The sequence below is a fragment of the Saprospiraceae bacterium genome (genome assembly GCA_026129545.1).
Lineage (GTDB): Bacteria > Bacteroidota > Bacteroidia > Chitinophagales > Saprospiraceae > M3007.
The window spans coordinates 1058222-1084737 of the sequence record JAHCHX010000001.1 but is presented as its reverse complement, the minus strand read 5'-3'; the positions used below and the strand labels follow the sequence as shown (position 1 = coordinate 1084737).

Genomic DNA, 26516 nt, shown 5'->3' with positions numbered 1-26516 from the left:
GAGTGATGTGCCAAATTGTTGAGATTGTTGAGATTCGGGGTTGTGTAATTTAAAGTCTTTAATTTTTCAGCAATTGCTCCTTGTAGAGCGGCAATAGGCTCTTGAATTTTTCGATGGTTGCTTTGAGGCTGTCGTGCGAGTAAGCGCCTGAGGCATTTTTGTGTCCGCCGCCGTTAAAATGTTTTTTGCAAATTTCCTGCACGTCGAGGTCGCCTTTGGAGCGCAGGCTCAGTTTCACCACCGTCGGTTGATTGTGGATGAAGGCAGCGAGCCGCACGTCTCTGATGGTCAGCAGGTAATTGACGATGCCCTCTGCGTCGCCGCGCTGAATGTTGAATTGCTCATAGTCTTTCTTCGAGAGCCATATCAGCGCCGTCCGAAACTCGGGGTAATACTCGAAACGGTTGGAGAGGCAATGGCCTAGCAAACGCAGATTTTTCTCCTTTTGGGAATTGAAAATCATGTCTTGCACCGCAGTGTCGTCCACGCCGCGTTCCACCAAGTCGGCTGCTATCCGATACACGAGCGGATTGGTGGCGTGGCGAAAAGAACCTGTGTCGGTCACCAGACCTGTGAAGATACACTCGCCAACGGTCGGGTTGAGCTTCTGCCCGTCCCCCATGCCGACGATGAACCGATACACCATCTCACAGGTGCTGCTTGCCTCTGGCTCACTAAAGATATAGTCGGCCATCGGGTCTGGATAGAGGTGATGGTCAATCAAAATGCGTTCGCCGGGCAAGTTCTTCATGAAGTCGCCCAACTTGTCTATTCGGCTCAACTGGTTGAAATCGAGATAGATGAACAGGTTTTTCTTGGTCAGGACGTGCTTGCATTCCTCTGTGTGGATGTCCCACACCAAAATATCGTCGGCACCCGGCATCACTTCAAACTCTTCTGGAAATTCGGATGGAAACAACACATGAACGGTGTGGCCATATTGCTCCAAATAGTGCCGCATGGCAAGACTGCTGCCTATCGCATCGCCGTCGGGATTGCGGTGCGATAGGATGGCTACATTCTGTGGATGATGAAGCAGTTGCTTCAGTTTTGCTGGAATCTCCATCAAAGAGGTTTGAAGTTGGCAAACAAGTGTATCTTTTTGAAAGAACTTGATAGCCCAACGCCCGATTTTTGACAAAGCCTTTCAAAAAGGCGGGCAAAAGTACGTTGTTCCGACTTGAATTGCGGGTCAACCAGATATTATTTTTCTGAAAACCTTTTTTTGCCCCTCATTTGAAATAAAATCTTGCTCTACCTTTGCGCGGCTTTCATCAAATCCATCATTCATCACTCACAATTGTTTGTAATGGCAGGAAACCGCACATTTACCATGATTAAGCCTGACGCTGTGCGCGCTGGCAATATCGGCAACATTCTCCAGATGATAAACGCCGCGGGCTTTCGCATCGTGGCCATGAAATTGACCAAGCTCAGCCTTGAAAAAGCGGGTGAATTTTACGCCGTTCACCGCGAGCGTCCATTTTATGGGGAGCTCTGCGAATTTATGAGCAGCGGCCCCATCGTGGCAGCTATTTTGGAAAAAGAAAATGCCGTGGAAGATTTCCGCACCCTCATCGGAGCAACCAACCCCGCCAATGCCGCTCCCGGCACCATTCGCGCTCGCTATGCCACCAGCGTGGGCGAAAATGCGGTGCATGGCTCCGATAGCGACGAAAACGCAGCCATCGAATCTGCATTTCATTTCGGCGGGGTGGAGATGTATTGAGGCTGGGACTGCAATGCTTGACGGGTTTCTACCGAGATTTTTTTTTGTTAAGGTTGACAGGATTTGCAGGGTTGCTTGTGTTGTTTCCAAAACCTGCCAATCTTGTTTTTCCTATCAAGAAAGGAAAAAAGAAAGTTGTCAGATGGTCATCGCCCGGCCTTCGCCTCTGTGTATTACTTTTGCGGAGGGTGTATCAAAGGACTTGATGCGCCCTCCGTTCTTTTTCCGAATGCCCCCTTATGAAACTGTCTCTCGGAACTTTGAACCATCAATTTTGAGATTATGCTGAACCAAAATAAAATTTGGACGGGTCTGTTCGTTGGCTTGGTGTTGCCCATTCTGGGAGCCATTCTTATTTTCAACATATTCAAGCTCCTCGCCGCGCTTGGTGGTGCGAGTGGGGAGGGCTTCACGCCCAATTTCCGCGAACGCACCAGCCTCGTCATTGCGCTTGCGCTCAATTTGTTTCCCATGAACCTCTTCCGCAAACGGCGTTGGGATTTGGCCATGCGGGGCGTGGTGATAGCCACCACCCTTTTGGCGTTTGCTTGGGTGGCATACTACTACTTGAACTTGTTTTAGAAAAAAACTTGGCGCTTCATGTCCCCATCCCGTAATCTCTCTCCACTCGGCAGATGCGCGTTTTGTAGGCACTATACCATTTTTCTCGGCCAAGCTTTTGGGCCACCAAATGCTCGGCATGCGCTTTCCAATGCCGAATCGCCTCCAAACTTTCCCAATATGAAACGGTGATGCCGACCTCGTTGCGTGCCGATTCGGCACCCAGAAACCCGGGTTGTTGGGCGGCAAGTTGGAGCATCTGTTCGGCCATCTGACCATATCCTTCGTCAATCTGTGTGCGAACGGAAGAAAAAATAACGGCGTAATAGGGCGGGTTGGGCGTTTTTGCAATCATTGTTTGGATATTTGAATGTTGAATGTTCGGATGATGCAAAATTCGTCATTCGTCATCTTCAACGTCTTTTTTTCATCTTTTATCGTTGTCAAAATATGGAATACAGAAGACTCGGAAAATCCGGCTTGCAGGTGAGCGTGCTTTCGTTGGGCTCGTGGATTACGTTTGGAAAACAAATCGAAGACCGAACTGCCGAACGCCTCATGGCAATTGCTTACGAGCAAGGGGTGAATTTTTTCGACAATGCCGAAATATATGCTCGCGGGCAAAGTGAAATCGTGATGGGGCAAATCCTGAAAAAGATGAAATGGGAGCGCAGCTCGTGGCTCGTTTCTTCCAAGGTGTTTTGGGGCGATGGGGGCAAAAAGCCCAATCAGACTGGCCTGAGTCGCAAGCATATCTTTGAGGCGTGCCATGCCAGTCTTCGTCGGTTGCAGGTGGAATACATTGACCTGTATTTCTGTCATCGCCCAGACAAAAACACGCCCATAGAGGAGACGGTGTGGGCGATGAATCACCTCATTGCGCAAGGGAAAATACTGTATTGGGGCACTTCGGAATGGAGCGCACAGGAAATCATGGAGGCCCACATGGTCGCCCGCGAAAACCGTCTGATTGGCCCCGTCATGGAGCAGCCGCAGTACAATATGTTCCATCGGCACAAGGTAGAAGTCGAGTTTTCGCAGATTTACAAAACGGTAGGGCTGGGTACCACTATTTGGTCGCCGTTGGCATCTGGCGTGTTGACGGGCAAATACTTGGAGCAGTTCCCAAGTGGTTCGCGCCTCACGCTGGAGGGGTTCGAGTGGCTAAAAGAGCGCAATCTTACCCCCGCCCACATCGAACAAGTGCGGGCATTGGATGGCCTTGCAAAAGATATTGGGGCTTCGCTCCCCATGCTCGCTGTTGCGTGGTGCGTGCAAAACCCAAATGTGAGCACTGCCATTCTGGGTGCTTCGCGGCCCGAGCAACTGGAAGAGACGCTTGGAAGTTTGGAGGTCGTGCAGAAGCTGACCGCCGAGGTGAATGAGCGCATAGAAGGCATTTTGAGCAACAAACCTGTACCGCTTCAATTCTGATTGTTTACGAGAAATCCATAGAAGTAATGCGCATTCTGCTTGTTTCCGCCACTATTTTCGAGATTGCTCCCACCTTGAATTGGCTGGAAGAACACTTCCAAGTCACCGATGGCGGCATTTTTGAAAATAACGGGCTAAGCGTGTTCCCATTGGTGACGGGTGTTGGGCTGGCAGCCACCGCTTTTCATGTGGGTCAATTTTTGGCAATCAACCAGCCCGGATTGTCCATCAACGCCGGCATTGCCGGTGCGCTGGACAAAGACCTTCGCCTGGGCGATGTGCTGAATGTCGTCAGCGAGCGTTTTGGCGACCTCGGCGTGGAAGAAGCCGATGGCCGCTTTACGGATTTGTTCGAGTTGGGCTTGATGGAGAAGGATACCCCACCCTTTTCAAAAAACAGATTGTGGAATCGCGCAAGCGAACAGGCCGGTTTCTTGCCCGCCGCACACGGGCTTTCGGTCAACAAGGTGCATGGGTTTCCGCCCTCCATTGATGCTATTCGAGCAAAGTACCCCGATGCTCAATTGGAAAGCATGGAAGGCGCTGCGTTTTTTTTCGCTTGCCTGTCGGCAAAAATTCCGTTCCTCGAAGTTCGAAGCATTTCCAATTTCGTGGAAGCACGCAACCGAGAGCGGTGGAACTTGCCGCTCGCCATCAATAACCTGAACCGCACCTTGATTGCGCTCTTCGAACAAATGGTGCCACCTCGCTAACCAGCAAAACCGTCAGCCCGTCCTTCATTCTTCCTGCTCGATAAACTTGACCCCGTATTCTTCCAATTCCTGCATCACAGGCTCATACACTTCGGGCATGGTGGGTATGCTGACTCCTGTGGTGGATATTTTACCGAGCATCAGTAGTTTCACAAAAATACCCAGTGGCAGCCCGACGAGGCGCGACATGGCGGTCTCTATGCCGTTTTCGCCCTTCATAATGAGCGTGGAGGTCAGTTTGCGCTTTTTTCGCTGCTGTTCGTACTCGAACACATGCTGCATGATGACCATGTCCTTTTCATCGGGCTGAAGTGCCCATTTTTCCAAGAGCAAATTTTCCAGTATCAAGGAAGGTGTGGCGTTTTTGACTTTGATGCGGCGTTTGCTGAACAGGCCGAGCCATTCCAACTTCTGAACCACCTCGCTATCGGGTTCTACCTCAATTAGTTTTGCGATGCGCTCTTTGACCGAACCCGTATGCTGGCTAATGCCGAGAAATGCCTCCATGAGGTCGTGGTAGGTGAGTTGGTCGCTGTCAACGATAGGGAATGTGGCATCCGTCAGGCCGATGCGCACGAGCGCGTTCCACGCATCGCAAAAGCCGCGATGTCGGATAGTGCCGCGAAAAAGCGTCCTGATGTCTTGAAGGCCATACGCATCTTTGTAGAGTAAGGAATCGCGGTTGGCATATACTTCCCATTGTCCCATGTCGGGAATATCAACCAGCCGATACTGGCGGAACAAACGACGGTATGGGATATATTTAAGCTTACCATCCTCAAGAAACTGTGCCGTTCCCTGACCTGCCAGCACGACGTTGCGCGGGTTCCAGCTGAACTTGTAATGCCAGGGGTTATCGTCACTCTCTGGCGCGACCAACCCGCCCGTATAGGAATAAAAGGCGGTTATTTTACCACCTTCTGCCTTGATTTTGTGGATGCGTTGCATGGCGCTCATGTGGTCAATGCCTGGGTCGAGGCCGAGCTCGTTCATGAACACGAGTGCTCTCTGGCGGGCTTCGTCGCCCAGCCGGAACACCTGTTTGCTGACATAACTGGCCGTCACCATATGCTTGCCCAGCGAAATGCAATCTTGGGCTACTTCGAGGTGCATTTGTGGTGGCAGGAGCGACACGACCACGTCATGCCGGCTGATAATGTCGCGGCGGTCGTTGGTTTTGGAGGCATCGAGCCAAATCGCACGACCTTTGGGGTGGTCGTTGATTTTGCGACGCGCCATTTCAAGGTCGGCATCGGCCAACGTGATGAAAAAGTCGTGTTGACGTGCTTGTTCGAGGACGTATTTGATGAGTGCCGTGGCAGAACGCCCAGCCCCGATGATGAGGAGGTTTTTCATTGACAATCAGTATTTTTTTCCTGCGAAATGTGTGGTTTGGAAAAATATGGCTGGACTTGGACACGGCAAACCTAAGCGAATTTGCGATGGAGTTCAAAAAAAAGATGGAGCGCGGCTCACATCACCACCAGCTTTTTCGTCACCGTGACGCCGTTCACCTTTACCTGATAAAAGTAATGACCGGGAGGAAGGTCGCGGGAGCGGCTGAACGTCACTCGATGCGTGCCTGCCGGGTATGTGCCTTCTGTGATGTTTTGCAACACCCTGCCCGATATATCTATCAGATTGATGGTCACTTGCCCCCCTTCGCTGGTGAACGTGAAAGTCGTCGTATGGTGAAAAGGGTTGGGAAAATTGGATGCTTGCACCTGAGGGGTGGCGACAGCGGTCACGCTGCTGACACCTGATTTGAAAATGGGCAAAATGGGGAATTGGTCGCCCAAAACGTTTTCGGGGTTTGTGACACCAAACCAATCTTTCAAGGTGCTGGCATAGACCGCACGGAAATCGTATTGCATGGGCAGGTCGGCTGACAGATGAGGGTTGTTCGGTATTTGGGGGTTGTTGCCGATGATGCCCGGAATCACGTTTTTTCCAAAGACAAAAAGGGGGGCTGCAGCGCCATGGTCGGTGCCGAAGCTGGCGTTGGAGGCAATCGTGCGGCCAAATTCGGAGAATGTCATACCTGCCACGCGGTCGTCCAAGCCAAGCAGCCGCAAGTCGTCCTGAAATGCGGCAACCGCTTCCGACACCATGCGCAACAAGTTGGCGTGCATCCCCTCCAAGGGGCCAAACGTGCTGTCTATTTGTGCGCTATGCGTGTCAAAACCATCAAGAGTGACGATATAAATAGGTGTCTGTAGCCCTCCGCTAATTAGTTGTGCCACGATGCGCAGTTGGTCGGCCAGAAAGTTTTCGCCTTGCGACGGGTAGAGCGACGATAGGTTTTGCCCCACATCCGCAGCCCCTTTGACGGACTGGTAATAGACTTGGGCCTGCTGCGCCACGAGACGGATGAACTTCAGCTCCTGCCCGTATGGAGTGTCGGGGGCTGGCTCCACCAAGTCGTTCACAAACTGGTAGTATGCCGTTGGGTCGGCAATAGCCATGCCCACAGGAGCAGTGCTGCCCATGAGCGCCAGAGAAACCACCGAGCCTATTTGTATGGCCAACGGGTCGGGATTTTCGGCATTGGGATAGCCATCCGGGAAATCTGGATGCAGGTTTTGCTGGTAGCGCCCCAACCACCCGGTTTCTACCAACTCGTCCGCTTCGGAGGCAGACATCCAAATGTCGGTGGAACGAAAGTGCGAGTAGTCTTGGTTTGGATAGCCAACATTTTGCACGACTGACACCAAGCCGTTGTCGTACATATTTCGGATGCCCGGCATGGAGGGATGAAAACCGGCGGTGGCAGTGCCGGTTATTTTTAGCACATTGTTTTCTGGGATGAGCAAGCTGGCGCGAGCGCTCGCCAGTTTGCTGTATTGGTCTAATGGAATGAAGGTATTCAGCCCATCGTTGCCGCCGATGAGCTGAATGAGCACCAGCACTCTGTTGTTGGGGTTGCCGCCATCTTCCAATGCTCGCAAAAAGGGAAGGCGCGGAGCAGGGTTTATGGAGAAGCCGTTCAATCGAAAACTGGCCCATGCTGCCGCTGCGCCGCTGTATCTAAGGAAGTTTCTTCTTTTCATAGTTTTAAAATTGAGCAAGTTAGGCGAACATTTTCGACAAAATCCTGCGGGCAAGTCTTCACATCAAGCAAGTTGATACTCGGCCAAATTCATGATGTATTTGTGAAGATTGGCGAGACGAAACCACACGGCTTCATAAGCCATTGGGTTGTTCGGATTAGCCAAATATGTCAGCCAAGCGGCAGTCCAGTAGAAATCGTTTGCTTGGCCAGAGAGCAGGATGCTTTTAAGCAGCTGCTTTTTTTCTTGCGAAATCGCCATAGGCAACATGATACGAAGCGTGTCGTCAACGAGCTGATTGGGGTCGCTTGGGTTCGACGACTGCGATGCCATGGCAATGTGGTCGAGTTGCAAGTCTCCAAAACCGAGCAAGACGGCGAAAGAGAACAAATCAGAGAAAATGTTTCTGTTGCGCATGGTGTCGCCATTTATCCAAGTTCGATAAAAAGCAGGTGCTTGGCGAAAGGCAGGCCACCCGGCCACGTTGGGAGGGTCGCCGGGCAACATTTGAAGATTGTTGCAGAAATAATTGATTTGGAGGCGCAGCACAAACTCATCGTAGGGCGTTGGCGCTGGCAGCGATTTGTCAAAATTGCGCAAGACACCCAATGCGAGGTCAAGCGGTGTTTTTATGAAGCAGCCTTTGTTGTATGCGTCGAAAAAGTGCTCGCTTTTCAACAATGCTTCCATCATTGGTCGGATTTCATAATTATTGTTCCTAAAAATCTCTGCCAACGGCTCGATTACCTCCGCTTCCACCGTCGCGTCAATTTTATAGTAAATGAAAAAACGGTAAACTTTTCGGCAGACAAATTTTGCCACTTCTTCCTTTTTGAAAATCATATCCAACATGGCATCCAGCTCTTGCTCGGCGTTGGTGCTGCCTTGAATCACCGTGTTGTTGTAATAGCTCGAAAAAGACTTGTTGCCAGTATCATGCGCGTTCACATCCAAATAGGTAGTGGCGTTCAGGAAATTGATGCGCCAACCCGTGAGCACTCTTGCCGCAGCTTCCACGTCTTCTTCGGTGTAAGTGTTGTTGGAATCTTTTCCGATGGTGAATAGCTCTTGCAATTCACGCGCGTAGTTTTCATCAGGCGCAGACTTGTGATTGAGAAAACCGTTGAGAAATATCAACATACACGGGTCGAGCGTGACGGCCTTCACCAGCGTTTTGAAATTGCCCAAAGCGTGTTGCCGAAGGGTCGCATTGTGCAGGTAAGAAGCTCGCCCCCAAAAAGCGGCCTCCGTGCGCGTGGCGAAATGATTGTGCCAAAACAAGGTCATCTTTTCTTGGATATCCGCCCCGCTGTGCAGCATGCGGTCGAGCCACCAGCCTCGCCACGATTCAATGCGATAGCCCTCCGCTTCCACATTGTACATGGCATTCACCCAAGTTTGACCCGTCGAGACGGCTGGGTCGGTAAAGTTTGCGCTATTGTAGTTGTTGACAGGTGGCAGGGGGGGCGTTTGTGGCACGTCCAGCACGGCATCCACAGCTGCTGACGCGCTGCCTATTGCCACAAGTTGGTCCAGCTGCGACTTTTTCACCCCAAAAGTGACGCGGCGCAATAGGTGCGCGGCCTGTTCTTTGCCCCATGTGCCTGCGTACGGATTTAAGCCACCGGATATGGTGAGCTCTCCCGATGGAAACATCTCGGCAGCGATGTCTGCCTGTTCAGCGGGCACCTGTTCGATTTTGTTCCCCTCTGAGAAGGCGACAATATGTTGGAAGAAATCCCGGCGGGCAATCGGATGGTGGGACATACGCAATGAAAGTTGAATTAAAGGATATTGCTAGACTGTCTTCTCCCCGATTAGCATCACAGAGAAGGGCGTCAGGGGGCATCCGCTATTGCTTTCGCTACCTTTTTTTGCAAAAAATCAAGTGTCACCTTCGTCCACACCTCATATCCTTTGGCATTCAGATGCAATTGGTCTTCATGCAAAAATTCGGGGTTTGGCCTTCTGTCGGGAGTAAGAAGCGGATTCGTGGCATCAATAAAAAACACTCGCTTTCGATGCCAGCAAGCATACCTTTTGAAGCGCCTGTTCACTTTTCGCTGCTGTGGCATCGTGGTCTCACGAGCAATGCTCGGACGCAGCGAAAATACGGCAACTTTTGTCTGGGGCAACTTACGCTTCACCTGTTTCATAAAAATTTTAAAATCCTTAAATATCCGTCGCGGTGTCTTTTTCCCATTCGTCAAATCATTGTCGCCTTCATAGAGCAATATCCACGACGGCTCCAACGGCACCACCACCCGGTCGAAATAAAGAATCGCATCCGACATCTGCGAGCCGCCAAAACCTCTGTTAATGACCGGATAGCCAGCCAAATCCTGCTGAAACGAATTCCACATTGCCATGGTGGAGCTGCCGTACAAAAGGATTTGGCCCTTGGCGGGTTTGCTAATCATGTCCGACTGCTCGAATGCGCGGATTTCGGCCTCGAACGGCGAGTCGGTTTGAGCGGAGAGAGACATACAATTGAAGAAAAGCGTGAAAAGCAGTAGGCGGATAGTCATGGCACAAATCTCAATACTTCGACGATAAGTTGTGACTTGGCTCGACAATTATTTTTTGCCAAACACAACTAAAACACCCCCATTTTATACCTTGATTTGCTAGGATTTGTCAGTTCACCATGATTGCTCTCCGTGATTTTGAGCAGATTGCGGCTTTTAGCCATTTGCATGATTTCCAAAGGATTGCAAGCGCCGTTCGTTCAAAACGGCAGGCACGGTCATTTCGGGGGTTTCGGCCAAATCGCAAAGGCCTCCACCCATGGCACAAACAAAAAAAGCCACCGAAAGGTGGCCTCTTGTCGGGATACCAGGATTCGAACCTGGGACCCCCTGCTCCCAAAGCGTCACCAATCTGGTTTTATCTGGTTTCATTTGGTTTTAACTGGCTGATTATCAGTACTAATTTTTTGCGATGATTTCATAAGGTGTCGGAAAGAACCTATATTTGCTTGCAAATGGCTTGCAAATTTGCAAGCGGGTCTTTCAAACTATGATCTCTGCAAACATCATTCTCGACACTCGTTACAAGAAGAAGGGGGATGTTTATCCCCTCAAACTTCGGGTTGTTCACAACCGCAAACCTTTTGATTTGAGTCTCGGTCATAACCTCTCTGCAAAAGATTGGGACGAGAAGGGGCAGAAGGTAAAATCTTCCTGCCGGACAATTGAGAATATCGCCCGCTTTAACGCGCTCCTGAGCAAAGATAAGCAAAAGGTGCAGGATGTTCTCATCCGGCTTCAAGACGAGGGCAAGTTGGATACCCTCACTTTGGAGGAACTCAAAAACTATGTTACCCAAAAGAGCACCGAGACGATGACCCTCGCTTTCGGTGAAGCGATGATTGCTGAACTTCAAGATGCCAAAAAATTCGGCAATGCACGGGTTTATGACACGATGCTCAGGAGTGTCCTCAACTTTGTGAAGGGCAGGGACTTCCCGATGAAGCAGATTACTTATACCTGGCTGAAAAAATACGAGGCTTGGTATCTCTCCAAAGGCAATTCCGCGAATGGGTTGAGTGTCAGCCTGCGGACGCTCAGGGCATTGTATAACCGCGCCATCAAGCAAAAACTGATTTCCAAAGATTATTACCCCTTCACTGATTACAGGATCAAGGGGGAATCTACCCGTAAGCGGGCTATTTCAGGGGCTGACCTTGAACTCATCAAGCAGTTCCAGCCGAAAACCGAACGGCAGGCGCGCGCCAAAGATTACTTCCTCCTTAGTTTTTACCTGATGGGAGCGTCTTTCGTCGATCTGGCTTTTCTGCAAGTCCGGAACATCACCGGCGGACGAATTGAATATAAGAGGCAAAAGACCGGACGGCTTCACTCCATTCCCATCTCTGCGCCCCTGCAAGCGATACTGGACAAATACCTGCAAGGGAAGAAGAAAGGCGACTTTATTCTGAATGTCATCAAGTCGGACGACCCAAAACGGCAACTGATGAATGTTCGGGACGAGTTGCGCCAGTTTAACCGCCGACTCAAGGAGATCGGCGAGTTATGCGGCATTGAGGCTACGCTCACCAGTTATGTCGCAAGGCATTCATACGCAACCATCGCTAAATATAAAGGTGTGCCGACGGCTGTTATCAGCGAAGCATTGGGACACTCTTCCGAAGAGGTAACGCAAGTTTACCTTGATTCCTTTGACAAGGAAGTTTTGGACAAATATCACACGCTTATCATTGAGTAAAAATTGCTCCTATGGAACATACTCTCATCAATCACGATTTTGAGCGGGCGGTGCGGCAAATGCGCCGTGTTTTGCCGCTACTTTCCTTTGGGCTTCTCATCGGCACTTACCTCATATCTGCCCTGATTATGGGGATATTTCACGCACAAGATGCGGAAAGCATCGGGTTTAAGATTGCCGCGTTCCTCGTCCCGCTTGCCATTCAAGCGGGCAGGGGGACTTTGGTGTTCTTTTTCCAACTGAACCCTGCGCGAATACAAAGCAAATTTTCCTTCGGGATAATTGCTGCGACTGCTTTGCTCATTCTCTCGCTTTGCGAAGCAGTTTTGGTGATGCTTCCTTACGGGCTTTCCTGGACGATCTCGGTTTCTACCCTGATGCTCATCGGGTGGGTGATTGAGATTATGATTTTGCGGGAGACCACATTTGCAACGCAAATGGAACTCTACCAAAATCAGGCGCAATGGCAGGAATTGCGGAATTTCTACATAGCGAGAAATGAATTTGAGCGGTTTGTCAAAGGACTTCCGGTCGGGGAGACTGTGAGGGAGTTGCCGGAAAAGCAGGAAGTGGGGTTGACTGAAAGAGAAAATGAGAGCAGGGAACTTGGCTTTCAGGAGCAGGAATTGAATGGCGCCGACTTGGGAAAGGCGTTTCGCCCGTTGTAAAACGGGCGGTAGATGTTGAAGAATTGATTAGTTCCAAAGCGGTTTTTTATGGCGTTCGGTTGGACAAGGGCGACCCTTTCACCGAGCGCAACCTTGCGAGGCTTGAAATGAGATTTAAGGAACGATATGCGGCTTCCCTTGAAAAGGAAGAGCGGCGGAAAGGGGAAGGGAAGCCGCCTCACAAAACTGTTACTCAATCGGTTGAAGATAACAGGGTAAGGTTGGAGGCGGTGCGACAAATGCGGCAGTTTTTGTCTAAGGACTAAAGTTTGAAGAGGGAAGGGGATTTAGGCATTTAGGCAAATGACCATTTGCGCAAATGCCTAAATGAGAGAATAAGCAAACGCGCGTTTGCGCACCCCCAAAGGCTTTTTGAAGGCTATTTTGTCAAGAACTTGACTGAAATGAAAAATTGTGCTATCTTTGCGCCAACAGTACTCGCCACGCTACCCGTCAGATCAGCGTCCCAGGGCGAGTCTTGTTTTTTTATAGCACCTGCTAAAAATTCGTGATACCCTCTTGAGAGTGTTTAAATACATTTTCAAGAGGGTATTTTTTTTTGACCTATGCGATACACTAAACCGGCCACTACTATTCAAGATCAAATCCGCCTTCTTCAAAAAAGGGGGATGATTATTTCCGATGTCGCGGAAGCGGAGAGTTTTTTGTCCAACATCAGTTACTACCGCTTGGCGGGTTACTGGTGGCCTCTGCAAGCGGACAAGATTAACCATATTTTCAAAGCCGGAAGCCGGTTTGAAAATGTCATCGCGCTTTACAATTTTGATCGGGAACTCAGGGTTTTACTTTTCGATGTGATTGAGCGCATTGAGATCGGGCTTCGTACCCGACTGATTTACCACCTCTCACACGAGATAAACCCCTGGTGGTTTGAGGATGCAGTGCATTTCAAAAATCGGATAAATCATTCGGATTGCCTCCTTTCGATTGATCGGGAACTGCAACAATCGAAAGATACTTTCATCAAAGAACACTACCTGAAATATCACACCGATACGAGGAGACCGCCTGCTTGGAAAACTTTGGAAGTAGCGAGTTTTACGACCCTTTCCAAACTTTACGCGAATTTGCTTCCTTCACTGAAATCAAAGGATTTGATTGCCGGTGAATTGAACACGGTGAACCACACTTACCTTCAAAGTTGGTTGCAATCCATTTCTCAAATCCGAAATATTTGCGCCCATCACGGAAGGTTATGGAACAAGAACCTGCCTGGCCGACCGAAGTTACTGCCGAAGCCACCCGCGCCGTGGCTGAAACTTGTGCCACCCGTTACCGAGCACCATAAATTATATGTGCATCTGTGTTGTATGAAATACCTGCTCGATGTGGTAAGCCCTGGGCATCATTTCACTTCCAAACTTGCGGGACTGGTGGCCAAATATCCGACGGTGGATATTCACGCACTTGGGATGCACACGAACTGGCAGAGTGAAGATTTGTGGGTGAAGTGAGTTTGCGCAAATGAGCAGATGAGTGTTTGCATAGATGGGCAAACGAGTAAAACCCTTCCCTGTTATCAATCCAACAAATAGTTGCTAAATTTTGCTTGTGGCTTGATTTTTGTACTTTTGTGCTTCAAACTCCTTACGAAATATTAATCTTGATTACCGATGAGTGGATTGTTTTTAAACTTCATCCAATGCGAACTCTCCAATGATAATTTTGAAATCTGGACTCTTCCTTATGAAAATTATCCAACAAAAGAGGCTTATCTTGAATTGAGGGCAAGTAACCCCGATTTTGCCTTTTATAGAAGAGGAGAAAATATATTTTTCTGGGAAAAATCCGCGACAGATGTTCAGCCTAACCCAATAGGAAAAAAAATCTGGATCAACAGAAGGGAACATCCACATATTGTTTCCAAAATAATAGAAATCTCGATTGTGGGGGCGATGGCAACCCTCAAGGATTACAGACTTCATAAAAATAACCATAGCCATACTTGGGAATTAACCTCTCCAAATGATGCCTTAGAAGGTCGTATTCCAGGTTTAATTGCAAATAGGCAAGTAACTTTCAATCCTTATTTTTTTACGCCTGGCGAAACTATCTATCACGGTTTTACATTAGCAAGTAGCCTAAAATTCAAATTTGACTGGAAAGTAAATGACTTTCTAAGGAAGGGAATTGATATTGGCCACTTGAAAATTGCAGAGGACGGTGAAACTGTGATTCCTGATGTTTCTTCAAGATATTATTTTCTTGAGGCTACTGGGACTCAAAGTTTTTTCGAAACGAAAACGACGGAGTTGGAGAAATCTACATCCACTTTTATCATCATAAAAAATTTCTCAGATTGGCTTCAAAAGCGTAAGGATAAAATCTATCTTCCTTCCAGAGTTAAGGTGAAAGATTTTAATTGGAGGTATTTGCCTTTTGATAGAGTTCGCTCAGAGCAACTCTTCTCCCCCTTGCGATACTTTTATGGAGGAACGACGGATACCAAACGAATGCGTTTTTATAATGATATGGTGCGAACTTATAAGCCATCGTCTTATGGAATGTTCGAAGATAAGCAGGTAAACATTGGAGTATTATACCCAGCCGAATATGAAGGAGTTACAGAAGGCTTTTTGAATAGATTAGAAGAAGTGTTAAAAGCAGATTTGCATTTGAAAAATTTGCAATTTCACTTATTTAAAATTGCGGACACATCCTTACCATCTTATGAAAAAGGCATATACCAAGATGCCTCAAGTGTATCCAAAAATTGCGACCTCTTCTTGATTATAGTAAATCAAGATCACGAAAAACTCCCCCCTGCAATATCACCGTATCATTTTTGTAAGGCTAAACTATTAGGGTCTGGCATTCCTACTCAAGATGTACAGGCAGAAACAATAAAGAAGAAAATACACCCTCTTGTACTTAGTAATATTACACTAAATATTTACGCAAAAATCGGAGGAACGGCTTGGACAATTGAAAAAGAAGAAAAAAGAAAAGATGAACTGGTTATAGGTATTGGTTCTACTATCAGAGCCGACGGAAAAACTGTGCTCGGGATTGCTCAGATATTTCACGCAGATGGACGATATATCGTTGGTGATTGTGCTCCCTTATCAACTTTTGATAACTATGCACAAAACCTTGAAGAATACCTTTACAATCAACTTTATGAAGTGATTACTAAAAATATAAATACAAAAGAATCATTCAGGCTCATTTTTCATCTCTATAAGAGCGCCGGTGCTGATAACGAAATAAAAGCAATCGAGAATGTTACAAGGCGGTTAAATAGTTTTAAATTCGATTTTGCTCTCCTTCATCTTGGCTATGGTCATAATTTCAGACTTTACAATGATGACGGGAAAGCAACAATTAAAAAAGGCTCTTTGATTAAACTTGATTCACATACTGCTCTTTTACACTTCGTCCCAGAAAGTTCATTACCTCTCAAAATTGAATTAGATAAACGTTCAAATGGCTTTACCGACCTTTTCTACTTGGCTAAACAAGTGTATTGGTTTTCAAACTTATCTCACAGAAGTTATAATCCTTCTAAAAAAACCGTAACATTGATGTATCCCTCCCTAATGGCATCTATGGCAGAAAAATTATGTAAAGTCCCAAATTGGGATTATGACAGATTGAAATACGTTAGCGATAAATTATGGTTTATTTGAAATCAGAAATAGACGCCTTAAAATCTCGACTGGTTGAGGAATTGAACCTCCGGTCGCTTGTTTACTATTTTGTCAGAGATAAAAGTAAACTTTCAAAACTTGATTTTAATCTAGCGGAAGAGGAAGCAATTGCAGTGAGGGGATTTAAAAACTTACCCGTTGATGAAACCGTAATAAATGTAACTATTTCAAAAAAACCAACCAAAGGATTTAGTTTTTCGGATAATATTTATAAGTTGATAGGAATACATCTGGCATCAGGTAAAAGGCTACAAGAGCAGATTGAAAATAAGTTCAAGAGTACTTCAATCAAGAATAAATACTTGATTGCGCAATGTTTGCCTGAATATAGTGATGCCTTTATAAAAGCATTAGGAGTCGTTGAAAACGATCCTGCTTGGATTCTACTTGCATATTTAAATGGCACTGATTTTCCGGAGGAAAATTTAAAGGAATCCTTACATAAATTCTTAAAAGACGGAAATGATATTATTGATTTACTTATACTAGAAGATTTGGAGAAATATTTGACAACCCAATCAATAGTAAAAACTCAGTATTTGGAAAAGGACGCTAAAACACTAGTTGTTGAGGTGTTAAATAATTTTGACGATGCTGTAAAAAAAATAAAAGGAGACAGAAGAAAAGGGCACGAGCCATTCAAGATAAATGATGAATATGATGTTCAGGATTTGCTATACCTTATACTCAAGTCAATTTTTCCCAAGTTAAAAGAGGAAGACCCAACCCCTAGAGTTGGAGTTAAATCTAATAAAATTGATTTGATTATTAGAGAGGAAGGAATTCTTATAGAGGTCAAAATGATTAAGGAGACTGACAGCAACGAAAAAGACTATATTGAACAACTTAAAAATGACATTGAGTCATACTATGAATGTAAATGGCTTAAACACTTAATCTGTTACGTTTACGACCCTTTCAGTAAAAGTAAAACGAATCAAAACTTTTACGACCTCAATGGCAATCGAACCATTAAAGATATTTCCTTTTCGGTTGAAGTGATTGTTGGAAGGTAAATATCGAGGATGCTTAATTTGCAGTTTTTATCTTGTCTTTCTCTTCCCACTATAATTTCCCCAAACTTGTTCAATATCTTCCTTTTCAAGACCCACTTGAATTGACTTTATGGTCTTAGGAGAATACCTGTCAAACTTAGATTTCCCGATTTTAATAGATTTATAGCATTCGGGGTCTTCTTTGATTTTGAAATATTCTATGGCCGCAGAAGTTTTAGGCCCTGATAAACCCATTTTATCTGCCAATTCATTCCTACTAAAATTGTAAAAATCTAATTCGTTGACCCTCTTTAAGGCCACTTGAACACCGGCTGTATCTTCTGGAACAACCTGAACTGGAATACCGCCTTGCTTTACAATTCGTAGGTCAAGCGAAGGGCCATAGCCTTCAGCAGTAAAAGTTAAAGTTGCTACCCCTGGGAAAATCTCTGCCCAATCATCACCGGATTTAAGCCTTTTGATGATTTTATTTAGTGTAGAATTTGAAGGTTGTGTATCAACCCCTTGTGTTGTATTCTCCATTATCGCAAGTCCACGCAATCTTTCTGAGGCTTCTAATGACTTCCGACTTCGAGGTTGTAAAAGCCTTCGTATATCCTCAACCTCATTTGAAAAAAATTCTTGGATTTCAGTAGGAGGTATAGTTGATAAAGGCAAGACTCTACTTGGTATTCTTTCCCTAAGGTTATCGTTGAATAATCGTAGAGCCAAATCACGAAAAAGCGTCAAACCTGCTTGAGCGTGGAAGTAGAGATGCTGTTCTGACATTTCCAAAACGTGGTGTTGTGCCGCATCCCTTAGACTATTTATAGTATTTAATGTTAAGGATTCCCCTTCACTTAAGAAACGAATTGCCCCTTCACTTAACGCCCTCTTTACGCACATTGAAAAACCAATAGTCTCACTTTTCCTTTTATCTCTAATCTGTCCTCCTTTATGAAGAATGCCGGATTTCAGTAACATTTCGAAAGAGTGATCCATAAATATCAATACCCCGTGCACTCGGCCAGAGTCACTCGGACGGTTAAAGATTTCTACACTAAGAATGAGGGATTCAATAGCCTTGTTATAAAGGTGTTTAACTTCTTTTTTCATCGTTGGGGCAATTTTAAAAACTATATGCCTGCTTGTCTCTGGTTATTCGCCTGCTTCCAAAGTTTATCAAATATGAACTCCAAATACTGGCGTTTGAAGTCGGGGTTATCCATAAACATTTTGTAAAAATCGGTGCTGGTCGTCATAAAATCCATTACCACATCAGTAGTTTTTTCGTCCGATGTGATTTTGGCGTTCTGACGGTCGGAGTTTATTATTTTCCGCATCGTATCCTCATCGCCTGCAAGTTGGTCGGGGATTTCCTCGAACATCACCTTCCTGATTTTATCGTCTTTTATCCAGTCAATATTGCCGAACCGTTCGTTGAAGATGCGAACAATGGCTTCCAGTTCGTCCAGTTCCGGCTCGCCCTTACTGCCGCGCATCGTCGGCGGAGTAGGGGTTAGTTCGCCTGCGCCGGCGAGTTTAATATCATCGGTAGTAACGCGGCTCAGGCGGTAACTGTCCAGGTCAACTGCTGTCAAAATGCCTTTTGCCAAGTCTTCCTCTTCTTTAGGTTTGAGTTTGGGAGTGAGAAATTTCAAGAACCAGTAAAGGCGCTCCCAGTAGGCATTGTTGAACGAAAGGATTTTCGAAAGAAAAGCATAAGTGCGGGTAAAGGATTTTGCCCGCACCAGAAAATCCACTTGTTGCTCCTCGGATAAATCCGTGTCGTAATTGAGTTTGCAGACATCAATAATGGGGTCAAGTTCGGTGCGTTCCGCACCTTTAAAGTACAAATCGGTGAAGGCAATCACATTGCCCTCATTATACACTTGGGCATTGTCGAGCGCGTCTTGCAGATCATTGAGTTTGTTGGCATCAGTGCCTTCGCTCAAAATCGTGGTAGTGTAATACGGGTTGAAAGCCTCTTTGATGTCATCAACGGAGTTGAAAAAATCAAGAACGAACGTGTCGGCTTTCCAAGGTTTGAAGGCACGGTTCAAACGGGAAAGGGTTTGAACTGCCTGCACATCCCGCAACTTCTTATCCACATACATCGTGTGGAGCAGGGGTTGGTCAAAACCCGTCTGGAATTTATTGGCAACAATCAGAAAGCGATATTCTATTTTTTTGAACTCTTTGGGAATGTCGTTGCTTGAGAAGCCGTTTAGTTTGGCTTCGTCGTACTCCTGACCGTCAACGGTCTTTTTACCGGAGAAAGCGACGATAACTTTGTAAGGCGAATGTATCTCCCGCAAATACTCTTTGAAGGCGAAGTAATACTGAATGGCATTGGCGATTGATTTAGTCACCACCATTGCTTTTGCCTGCCGGTTTATCTGATTTTGAACTTCGCTTTGGAAGTGATCTATCATCACTTTTGCCTTTTCCTTGATAGAAAAAGGATGGCTTTCGACGTAGGCTTTGAGTTTCTTTTGGGCTTTTTTCGTATCAAAAAGCGGGTTCTCTTCAACCGCTTTGTTGAGTTTGTAATAGGATTGGTAGGTGGTGTAGTTTTGGAGAACATCAAGGATAAATTCCTCCTCAATGGCTTGCTTCATCGAGTATAAATCAAACTCCCGAAAAGTGCCGTCCGGTTGAGGGATACCGAAAACCTCCAGCGTTTTGTTTTTAGGTGTAGCCGTAAAAGCAAAGTAACTGGCGTTTTTGAGCATCTTGCGTTGCTCGATGATGGCGTTGATGAGGTCTTCCGTGTCGTAGGTTTCCTCGGGGTCTTCCTGATAAGCAACCTCCGGTTCGGCGGCAAGTGCGACCGACTGATCGGCTAACGGCTTGGTAGCCAATGTAAGATTCATCTTGGCGGCTGTTTCCCCGCTTTGACTGCTGTGGGCTTCATCAATGATAATGGCGAATTTCTTGGCGCCGAGTTCACCGATTTCCTTCACAACGTGCGGGAACTTCTGAATGGTGGTAATGATGATTTTTTTGCCTTCCTCAAGTGCAAGTTTGAGTTGCTTGCTTCCTTCGGTGATTGCCTCTACCACGCCTTTGACCTGGGCAAATTGCTTGATGTTATCCCTTATCTGTTTATCGAGCACGCGCCTGTCTGTTACCACTATGACAGAGTCAAAAATGTTTTCGTTTTGCTCATTGTGCAATTCGGTAAGCAGGTGAGCAAGCCAGGTGATGGAATTGGATTTTCCTGAACCGGCGGAATGTTGAATGAGATAACGTTGCCCGATGCCCTTGCCTTTAGCATCTTCCAAGATGCGGGAAACCACGCGAAGTTGGTGGTAGCGCGGAAAAATCAATTTCTCTTTTACCCTGCCGGTATCTTCGTCTTTTTCTTCCACTACCTGCGCGAAATTTTCAAGGATATTAGAGAGGCTTTCTTTGGTGAGGATTTCCTTCCAAAGGTAATCCGACTTTAAGCCGTTGGGATTGGGCGGGTTGCCTGCGCCGTTGTTAAAGCCTTTGTTGAAGGGAAGAAAGAAGGTGTTTTTGCCTTCTAATTTGGTGGTCATATACACCAGATCAGGGTCAACGGCAAAATGTACCATCATCCGCTTGAAGGCAAAAACAGGTTCTTTCGGGTCGCGGTCGTCCTGATATTGCTTTATGGCATTTTTAACATTCTGGCCGGTGTAGTGGTTTTTGAGTTCAAAAGTGATGAGCGGCAAGCCGTTCAGGAAAATCACCATATCGAGCGATTTCCGGTTATCACTACTGAAAAAGAGTTGCCGACAAACGGCGAAAAGGTTGGTTTGGTAATCGCGGATGGCGCGTTTATTGAGCGTAGAAGTGGGCTTTTTGTAATACAGGTTGACGGTAAGGTCTAAATCTTTGATGCCTTTGCGGAGCACATCAATGACGCCACGCTTGCGGATTTGTTCCGCAAGGCGTTTTAGGAAGGTTTCTTCCCCGCGTTTCAAAATGGTCTCATATTTCTCGGGCTGGGTTTCTTTCAAAAACTTGAACAAATGCCTGCGGTTGATGCAAAGGTCGCGGTCATACTCATTGGAGTAGGCACGGTGATAACCTGCAACTTCGGCGAGGTGCGTTTCGATGATGGCTTCCAAGCCCTTTTCGGAAGTATCAGAGGTTTGCAACATTTTCAACCTGGTTGGTGATTTTGGATTTCGGTTTCCATTCCCTTACATCAATCTTACCCGTTACGGCTTCGGCAATCAAGGCGGTTTTGTATTCTTTTATCAGTTCAATTTCCTGCTCAATGCGAGAAATGGTAACATCAATCCCCTTACTTTCATTTTTTATGAAGTTTCTAATCTCAATTTGTTCATCAGTGTTTGGTAAGGCAAGCCAAAGTCTGAGAATTTTTGCTTGTGAGATATTCTGCATTGAACTACTTGCTCCAGTAGCAAATTCCTCGATTTGCCTTCTTGATGGCAATGCTCTGAGTAAAAACACTAAAAATTCCTTATCAATATCTGAGATAGTGTGAATTCTATAAAGTTTATCGCACAGCATTAATTTTGGCCTAATATCCCCAACTACTGAAATACTACCAAGTAACTCTTTCGTATTAGCCCGTGACATAAGTAAGTCGCCTTTATGCAATTCATAATCTTCCTTTGGCTTTAGGTTTTTTGGCAATGCTTTATTTTCTAAAGGATTAAACTCAATTTGATTGACACAACCCACTTTCATAATTCCCCATTCTTCAACATCTGCTTCTCTACCTTCACAGAATGGACTCCAGCCTTGCTCAATCTTATTAATAATTCTTCTGAATTTTGTAACCTTCCAATGTTCCGGAATTTTCCCAAGCCACTCAATGCCCGAGTCTTTCATTGGAGCATCAGGATTAAGCCCGCGTGTTACAGCGCGGTTGATGATGGCTTGTTTTTGCTCTTTGAGCAGTTCAATGAGGCGGGTTTTCTTTTGGATGGCGGTGTCGATGAGGGCGCATTTGTAGTCGAGGAACTTGGCGATTTGGGTTTGTTCGGGGAGTGGAGGGACAGAGATTTTAAGATTAAAAAAATTTGCTGTATCTAAATTTTGAATTCCGGTAGTTTGCTTTATCGCCAACAAATTAAGTCGGAAGACATACGATGCTTTGAACAAATAAAAAAGAAATCTTGTATTGGTGTAACGTAATTGGGGTTTAAGCCTCGCCATAAAATTTGAACAAACGGCCCTTTTTTCTTCCCAAGAATAAATACCTACTCTGCCAATAGGCAATAATTCTCCTCCCCCTGATTTTTCGATTAATAAGTCGCCGTCCATAAGTTTGCGGTTTTCATAATCTCTCGGAGAGACATTTCTCACAGTGTTGTTTTCTTGGCTCAGCACTTCAAAGTCCCTGTCAAAATCTGCTACACGTAAACATAAAATATCATTTTCATCGCCTTTAGGGTCATCGCCCCATACTCCGTTAGTTTCAGATTTGAGTAATGATTTGAAACGAAATATGTTCCAGTGCTCCGGTACTTGAGAGAGCCAAATGATAGGAGTAGGTTTATATTTAGGATACGGCTTTCTCATAGGTCTAATATTTCTTTTCCGGCTTCGAGATTCACTGGTTTACCCATTGCGTTGCTTATCATTGCAAGAATAGCCTTTGCACGCAAGTTGTAAAATTGAGTGAAATCATCAGACTGCAAATGATCTGCTTGGACAGTATGAGTAGAGAGTATTTCTCGTTGGCGAGTTAAAGGGTCTGGATGGTCGTTGTTCTCACTTCTCAATTTTTCAAGGTAAATACTTGGGGCGTGTCCGCCAATTTTCCTGTTGGTTTTGTAGGATATAGGCGTTTTATTAATGATGCTGTCGTAAATTTTGGACTCAATATTGTTATCCGTGCACCATTTTTTGGGAAAGATGTGATGAATATCTACGGCTTCCTCAAAATAAGTGATTGAGTTAATTGCTTCGCCGGAACGGAAATCTAGCGAGCCAGTTTGCATCATCAAAGCATAAATACCTTTGTATGCGGCACTGCCCCTGCTTCTTAAACTGAGTAATCGGGAAGGATAAAAATTTGCTTCTTTCACTGTTGACGGTTCTTCGCCTCCATTTATCCATTTCATTACTTCGTAAACATCTTTTGCAAAACGGGTTTCAGTAGCACTACCGTAAAGTTCGCCAAGAACGCCACACCAAAACCATCGTTTGACTTTGCTACGTATGCCGTCGTTATCCATCTTATCGCCTGCTAAAACTAGAATGACGGCTAATGGGACAAGTTGAGACGAATAGGGAATATCACGATCACTAAAGATATTCTGGGTATGCAAGAACTTGGCAGTGTTGATAAATCCTTGCTGAAGTTTCTCCGCCCAAGTTGTATAATCTTCAAGTTCAAGACGGAGAATATCTTTTCGTTTACAGGTTACGGCTGGCAACTCCTCCTCTTTTACTTTGTTGAATTCTGCCGCAAACCTGCGTGTGTACGAAGTTAACAGAGTATTCCCCTGTAAAAAATTATCATTAGGAAGGTTTTTCAGAACGGCTTGTTCTTTAAACTTCTTGGTTCGTGCTGTCCAATCATCCCTTAGGTTGAAATCGTCAATTGCGAATGTGGCGGTAAGCAATTCAAAAACGGTAAGAGAAACTCCGCCAGTGTTGACTTTTTCAAATACCTGACAGATTGCCGCTTTGGGAGTTTCCTTGTTCAGTTTTATTACAGGAACATTATATTGTTGAATGGCTTGCAAAACCTTTCCAAAAAATTGATTCCAGCGATTCAAACGCTCCAACATTTTTTCATTTCCTTCTGCCTGTAAATAGCCTGTCTGCCAAGTGTTCCAACGATTCACATCAAATACAATATTAAGTGGGAAAACTTCGTGTTTCCATTCCAACTGCTGAGTGGAATAATCTTCCTGCACTTCATTACGAAAATTTACTACCTGTTTAGAAGGAGGAAGGCTAAGGACTGCTTCTTCTAGATCATAGTTGCGATCAAGTGATTTTCTAATATCAATGTAATAAAGCCGATCAATTTCGTTTCCACGGCTATCACGAGTTTTAACAGGCGCGTTGCTAAACAAAGATTGATAAAGAGAAGTGAGCCTTTGCTGACCATCAAGTATTAATCGTTCGGCTTCCTTTTCTGAACTTCCTTGCACCCCTTCTATCAATCTGGTTTTGAATTTCACATCAGGATTACCTGTTTCCAACACCATTATTGCCCCGATAGGATATGCCGTTCCGAGACTACCGAGAAGGCTAACAATGTGGTAATCATCCCATACCCAACCTCGTTGAAAATCGGGAAGTTGAATTTTTCCGTTGTGAATGGCTTTCAGCAAATCTGCTAACGGCTCTTTTGTGCTGTCAAATGTGGAAATTGTCTGACTCATAAAAGTTATTCAATGATTTCTTTGATTAGACCTTCGGTTTCTTCTTCCAGTGCGAGGATGTCGCGGGTAATTTCTTCAAGGCTTCGAAGCGGTTGGTATTGGTAAAAAATCTTGGTGAAAGTGATTTCATAACCAATCGCAGTTTTTTCGTGGTCTATCCAGGCATCCGGCACGTGGGGCAAGACTTCGCGTTTGAAATATTCTTCAATGTCGTCTTTGAGCGGGACGTTCTCCGTATCACGGAGTTCGCTATCCGGTTCGTAAATAATCGTGCCGTCTTTTTCCTGTTTTTTCACGACGGGTTTGGCTTCTTCGTCCCGCCAAGTTATTGCGTCCAAAAAGGCTTTTTTCTCTTTCGCCTTCCATTTCACATCTTCCTTTTTGAGATGCTTTTCCAAAGCGGAAAGCAGGATATTGAAATCATTTTGCGGCTCATTCCCTAACTGCTTTTGGAGCGACTTTAAAACAGGTTGCAGAATTGCAAAATGCTCGCTTTCCTTAATGCGCTCCTCACTCAGTTGCCACGAAAGGCGGAACGGACGGTCAACCGTGATTTTGTAGTAGCCGAAATCGGCGTTGTCAAAAATGCGGGAAATGGCGGTTTCTTTAAAATCCAGATAAGCATCGGTGATTTGGCGGATGTGTTCGTCGGCAAGTTCATTGGATTTTTGCCCAAGGCTTTTGCGCATCTTGCGGTAAATCTCTCCGGCGTTAATCAACTGGATTTTGCCTTTGCGCTTCGCTTCTTTTTTATTGGAGAGTATCCAAATGTAAGTGGAAATGCCGGTGTTGTAAAACATACCGTTCGGCAGTTGAATGATGGCTTCCACCAAGTCATTCTCAAGGAAGTGGCGACGGATTTCACTTTCGCCTTGTCCGGCGTCGCCGGTGAAAAGCGAAGAACCGTTGTGAACGGATGCAATGCGACTGCCCAGTTCGGAGTCGGTTTTCATTTTTGAAACCATATTCATCAGGAACAGTAATTGCCCGTCGGACACACGCGGAACACCCACTTTAAAGCGGGCGTCAATTATCTCATTTTTCTTGCCGTCAATGATGGCGTCTTGGTCAATCTTCCAGGTTTTGCCGTAAGGAGGATTGGAGAGCATAAAGTCAAACTTGAGGCGCGGGAAACCGTCGTTTGAGAGGGTTGAGCCGAAAGCGATTTTTTCGGGGTCTTCCCCTTTGATGAGCATATCTGCCTTGCAAATGGCGTAAGTTTCGGGGTTGACTTCCTGCCCGTATAAATGGAAGGTTGCATTGGGATTAAGTTCCAAAGCGAACTCTTCGGACTCAGTAAGCATACCGCCACTGCCGCAAGCGGGGTCGTAAATCAGGTAAGTACCGTCTTTGATTTTTCTCTTTATCGGTTCGAAAATGATGTGGGTCATCAGTTTGATGATCTCGCGCGGGGTAAAGTGCTCACCGGCTTCTTCGTTGTTTTCCTCGTTGAACCTGCGGATGAGTTCTTCAAAAACATAGCCCATTGCAAGATTGGAAAGACCTTCGTGAATGGTATTTCCGGCTTTATCCATCACCGGATCGGGGCTTAAGTTGATTTGCGTGGAGCAGAATTTCTCAATGAGCGGGTAGGTGATATTCGCTTCCTCTAACGTATCGAGTTGGTTGCGGAGTTTGAATTTACTGATGATGTCCTGAACGTTACTGCTGAAACCGTCAAGATAGTTTTCAAGGTTCTGCCGAATGTTGCCAGGCTCACCGAGTAATTTTTTGAAAGTGAAGGGCGAAGTATTGTAAAAGGGGAAGCCCGAAACCTTGCGTAGTTGCGGGGCTTGGTTATCAATTTTGAGTTCGTTCAGTTTTCGGTGCATCTCAAACACCTGCTCCTTAGTTGGCTCTAACAAGGCATCAAGCCTGCGGAGAACCGTGAAAGGAAGGACAATGTCACGGTATTTCCCGCGTGTGTACACGTCACGTAATACGTCGTCGGCGATACTCCAGATAAAGTTTACAATCTGGTTATGCTGGATGTGGTTCATTCCTGCGGATTTGAGTTTGCGCTTGATGTAAGAATGTTCTTTGATGAATTCTTCCGTGTCATTGCTGACGGGAATCAGTTTTTGGGCTGTTGTCATTTAATCCTCTAATAATTATGCCATTG

Annotated in this window: 20 protein-coding genes; 9 read left to right on the top strand and 11 right to left on the bottom strand. The window is 45.8% G+C overall.

Annotated features, from left to right (window positions below):
- Nucleotides 1-58: 58 nt before the first annotated feature.
- On the bottom strand, nucleotides 59-1066 hold the full coding sequence (locus KIS77_03945; GenBank protein MCW5921470.1) for a bifunctional oligoribonuclease/PAP phosphatase NrnA: 1008 nt from the start codon (nucleotides 1064-1066) through the stop codon (nucleotides 59-61).
- 243 nt (nucleotides 1067-1309) lie between these two features.
- On the opposite strand from KIS77_03945, the gene KIS77_03940 reads away from it, so the two are divergent.
- Together KIS77_03940 and KIS77_03935 are read left to right on the top strand one after the other, a co-directional pair.
- Nucleotides 1310-1729, top strand: coding sequence for a nucleoside-diphosphate kinase (locus KIS77_03940; GenBank protein ID MCW5921469.1), 420 nt, complete (start codon nucleotides 1310-1312; stop codon nucleotides 1727-1729).
- Between the two features lie 282 nt (nucleotides 1730-2011).
- Nucleotides 2012-2311 (top strand): hypothetical protein, encoded by a 300-nt coding sequence (locus tag KIS77_03935; GenBank protein ID MCW5921468.1) that lies wholly within the window; start codon nucleotides 2012-2014, stop codon nucleotides 2309-2311.
- A gap of 16 nt (nucleotides 2312-2327) precedes the next feature.
- Here KIS77_03935 and KIS77_03930 read toward each other — a convergent pair whose 3' ends face one another.
- Nucleotides 2328-2645 (bottom strand): antibiotic biosynthesis monooxygenase, encoded by a 318-nt coding sequence (locus KIS77_03930; GenBank protein ID MCW5921467.1) that lies wholly within the window; start codon nucleotides 2643-2645, stop codon nucleotides 2328-2330.
- Nucleotides 2646-2740: 95 nt separating this feature from the next.
- Here KIS77_03930 and KIS77_03925 point away from each other — a divergent pair, with 95 nt between their 5' ends.
- Nucleotides 2741-3724 (top strand): aldo/keto reductase, encoded by a 984-nt coding sequence (locus KIS77_03925; GenBank protein MCW5921466.1) that lies wholly within the window; start codon nucleotides 2741-2743, stop codon nucleotides 3722-3724.
- Between the two features lie 26 nt (nucleotides 3725-3750).
- A complete protein-coding gene (gene mqnB / locus KIS77_03920) occupies nucleotides 3751-4437 on the top strand; it encodes a futalosine hydrolase (protein MCW5921465.1) in 687 nt (228 codons plus the stop codon).
- Nucleotides 4438-4461: 24 nt separating this feature from the next.
- On the opposite strand, the gene KIS77_03915 is transcribed toward mqnB, so the two are convergent.
- From KIS77_03915 to KIS77_03900, 4 genes are all read right to left on the bottom strand, one after another.
- On the bottom strand, nucleotides 4462-5793 hold the full coding sequence (locus KIS77_03915) for a saccharopine dehydrogenase NADP-binding domain-containing protein (protein MCW5921464.1): 1332 nt from the start codon (nucleotides 5791-5793) through the stop codon (nucleotides 4462-4464).
- A gap of 116 nt (nucleotides 5794-5909) precedes the next feature.
- Nucleotides 5910-7487: a DUF1501 domain-containing protein gene (locus KIS77_03910; GenBank protein MCW5921463.1), complete on the bottom strand. Its 1578-nt coding sequence runs from the start codon at nucleotides 7485-7487 to the stop codon at nucleotides 5910-5912.
- A gap of 63 nt (nucleotides 7488-7550) precedes the next feature.
- Nucleotides 7551-9254, bottom strand: a complete 1704-nt coding sequence (locus tag KIS77_03905; protein MCW5921462.1) for a DUF1800 domain-containing protein — start codon at nucleotides 9252-9254, stop codon at nucleotides 7551-7553.
- A 71-nt stretch (nucleotides 9255-9325) separates the two neighbouring features.
- On the bottom strand, nucleotides 9326-10015 hold the full coding sequence (locus KIS77_03900; protein ID MCW5921461.1) for a hypothetical protein: 690 nt from the start codon (nucleotides 10013-10015) through the stop codon (nucleotides 9326-9328).
- A 490-nt stretch (nucleotides 10016-10505) separates the two neighbouring features.
- Between KIS77_03900 and KIS77_03895 the strand changes: the two genes are divergently transcribed.
- From KIS77_03895 to KIS77_03875, 5 genes are all read left to right on the top strand, one after another.
- On the top strand, nucleotides 10506-11714 hold the full coding sequence (locus KIS77_03895; protein MCW5921460.1) for a site-specific integrase: 1209 nt from the start codon (nucleotides 10506-10508) through the stop codon (nucleotides 11712-11714).
- Between the two features lie 11 nt (nucleotides 11715-11725).
- Nucleotides 11726-12382 carry a hypothetical protein gene (locus tag KIS77_03890; GenBank protein MCW5921459.1) on the top strand — a complete coding sequence of 219 codons (657 nt, stop codon included), beginning with the start codon at nucleotides 11726-11728 and terminating at the stop codon, nucleotides 12380-12382.
- 566 nt (nucleotides 12383-12948) lie between these two features.
- Entirely contained in the window at nucleotides 12949-13857 is a 909-nt protein-coding gene (locus KIS77_03885) for an Abi family protein (GenBank protein ID MCW5921458.1), read from the top strand.
- A gap of 159 nt (nucleotides 13858-14016) precedes the next feature.
- Complete coding sequence (locus tag KIS77_03880) at nucleotides 14017-16032, top strand: hypothetical protein (protein ID MCW5921457.1); 2016 nt, start codon at nucleotides 14017-14019, stop codon at nucleotides 16030-16032.
- Complete coding sequence (locus KIS77_03875; GenBank protein MCW5921456.1) at nucleotides 16029-17069, top strand: hypothetical protein; 1041 nt, start codon at nucleotides 16029-16031, stop codon at nucleotides 17067-17069. The genes KIS77_03880 and KIS77_03875 overlap by 4 nt, the downstream gene beginning before the upstream one ends.
- A 27-nt stretch (nucleotides 17070-17096) precedes the next feature.
- Here KIS77_03875 and KIS77_03870 read toward each other — a convergent pair whose 3' ends face one another.
- Genes KIS77_03870 through KIS77_03850 form a run of 5 tightly spaced genes read right to left on the bottom strand, consistent with a single transcriptional unit; the run spans nucleotide 17097 to nucleotide 26394 of the window.
- Nucleotides 17097-18164: a hypothetical protein gene (locus KIS77_03870; protein ID MCW5921455.1), complete on the bottom strand. Its 1068-nt coding sequence runs from the start codon at nucleotides 18162-18164 to the stop codon at nucleotides 17097-17099.
- A 20-nt stretch (nucleotides 18165-18184) separates the two neighbouring features.
- A complete protein-coding gene (locus KIS77_03865) occupies nucleotides 18185-21181 on the bottom strand; it encodes a type I restriction endonuclease subunit R (protein ID MCW5921454.1) in 2997 nt (998 codons plus the stop codon).
- Entirely contained in the window at nucleotides 21165-22574 is a 1410-nt protein-coding gene (locus KIS77_03860; protein MCW5921453.1) for a restriction endonuclease subunit S, read from the bottom strand. Before KIS77_03860 ends, KIS77_03865 begins: the two co-directional genes overlap by 17 nt.
- Nucleotides 22571-24394, bottom strand: a complete 1824-nt coding sequence (locus KIS77_03855; protein MCW5921452.1) for a DUF262 domain-containing protein — start codon at nucleotides 24392-24394, stop codon at nucleotides 22571-22573. Before KIS77_03855 ends, KIS77_03860 begins: the two co-directional genes overlap by 4 nt.
- Nucleotides 24395-24399: 5 nt before the next feature.
- Nucleotides 24400-26394 carry an SAM-dependent DNA methyltransferase gene (locus KIS77_03850; GenBank protein ID MCW5921451.1) on the bottom strand — a complete coding sequence of 665 codons (1995 nt, stop codon included), beginning with the start codon at nucleotides 26392-26394 and terminating at the stop codon, nucleotides 24400-24402.
- Nucleotides 26395-26516: the final 122 nt, after the last annotated feature.

Bases quoted from the DNA above. Each gene is read 5' to 3' on its own strand.
- KIS77_03860 (MCW5921453.1), bottom strand. From the start codon at position 22,574: ATGAGAAAGCCGTATCCTAAATATAAACCTACTCCTATCATTTGGCTC.
- KIS77_03905 (MCW5921462.1), bottom strand. From the start codon at position 9,254: ATGTCCCACCATCCGATTGCCCGCCGGGATTTCTTCCAACATATTGTC.
- KIS77_03865 (MCW5921454.1), bottom strand. From the start codon at position 21,181: ATGTTGCAAACCTCTGATACTTCCGAAAAGGGCTTGGAAGCCATCATC.
- KIS77_03880 (MCW5921457.1), top strand. From the start codon at position 14,017: ATGAGTGGATTGTTTTTAAACTTCATCCAATGCGAACTCTCCAATGAT.
- KIS77_03895 (MCW5921460.1), top strand. From the start codon at position 10,506: ATGATCTCTGCAAACATCATTCTCGACACTCGTTACAAGAAGAAGGGG.
- KIS77_03910 (MCW5921463.1), bottom strand. From the start codon at position 7,487: ATGAAAAGAAGAAACTTCCTTAGATACAGCGGCGCAGCGGCAGCATGG.
- KIS77_03870 (MCW5921455.1), bottom strand. From the start codon at position 18,164: ATGAAAAAAGAAGTTAAACACCTTTATAACAAGGCTATTGAATCCCTC.
- KIS77_03915 (MCW5921464.1), bottom strand. From the start codon at position 5,793: ATGAAAAACCTCCTCATCATCGGGGCTGGGCGTTCTGCCACGGCACTC.
- KIS77_03945 (MCW5921470.1), bottom strand. From the start codon at position 1,066: ATGGAGATTCCAGCAAAACTGAAGCAACTGCTTCATCATCCACAGAAT.
- KIS77_03855 (MCW5921452.1), bottom strand. From the start codon at position 24,394: ATGAGTCAGACAATTTCCACATTTGACAGCACAAAAGAGCCGTTAGCA.
- KIS77_03930 (MCW5921467.1), bottom strand. From the start codon at position 2,645: ATGATTGCAAAAACGCCCAACCCGCCCTATTACGCCGTTATTTTTTCT.
- KIS77_03925 (MCW5921466.1), top strand. From the start codon at position 2,741: ATGGAATACAGAAGACTCGGAAAATCCGGCTTGCAGGTGAGCGTGCTT.
- KIS77_03885 (MCW5921458.1), top strand. From the start codon at position 12,949: ATGCGATACACTAAACCGGCCACTACTATTCAAGATCAAATCCGCCTT.
- mqnB (MCW5921465.1), top strand. From the start codon at position 3,751: ATGCGCATTCTGCTTGTTTCCGCCACTATTTTCGAGATTGCTCCCACC.
- KIS77_03850 (MCW5921451.1), bottom strand. From the start codon at position 26,394: ATGAACCACATCCAGCATAACCAGATTGTAAACTTTATCTGGAGTATC.
- KIS77_03935 (MCW5921468.1), top strand. From the start codon at position 2,012: ATGCTGAACCAAAATAAAATTTGGACGGGTCTGTTCGTTGGCTTGGTG.
- KIS77_03900 (MCW5921461.1), bottom strand. From the start codon at position 10,015: ATGACTATCCGCCTACTGCTTTTCACGCTTTTCTTCAATTGTATGTCT.
- KIS77_03940 (MCW5921469.1), top strand. From the start codon at position 1,310: ATGGCAGGAAACCGCACATTTACCATGATTAAGCCTGACGCTGTGCGC.
- KIS77_03890 (MCW5921459.1), top strand. From the start codon at position 11,726: ATGGAACATACTCTCATCAATCACGATTTTGAGCGGGCGGTGCGGCAA.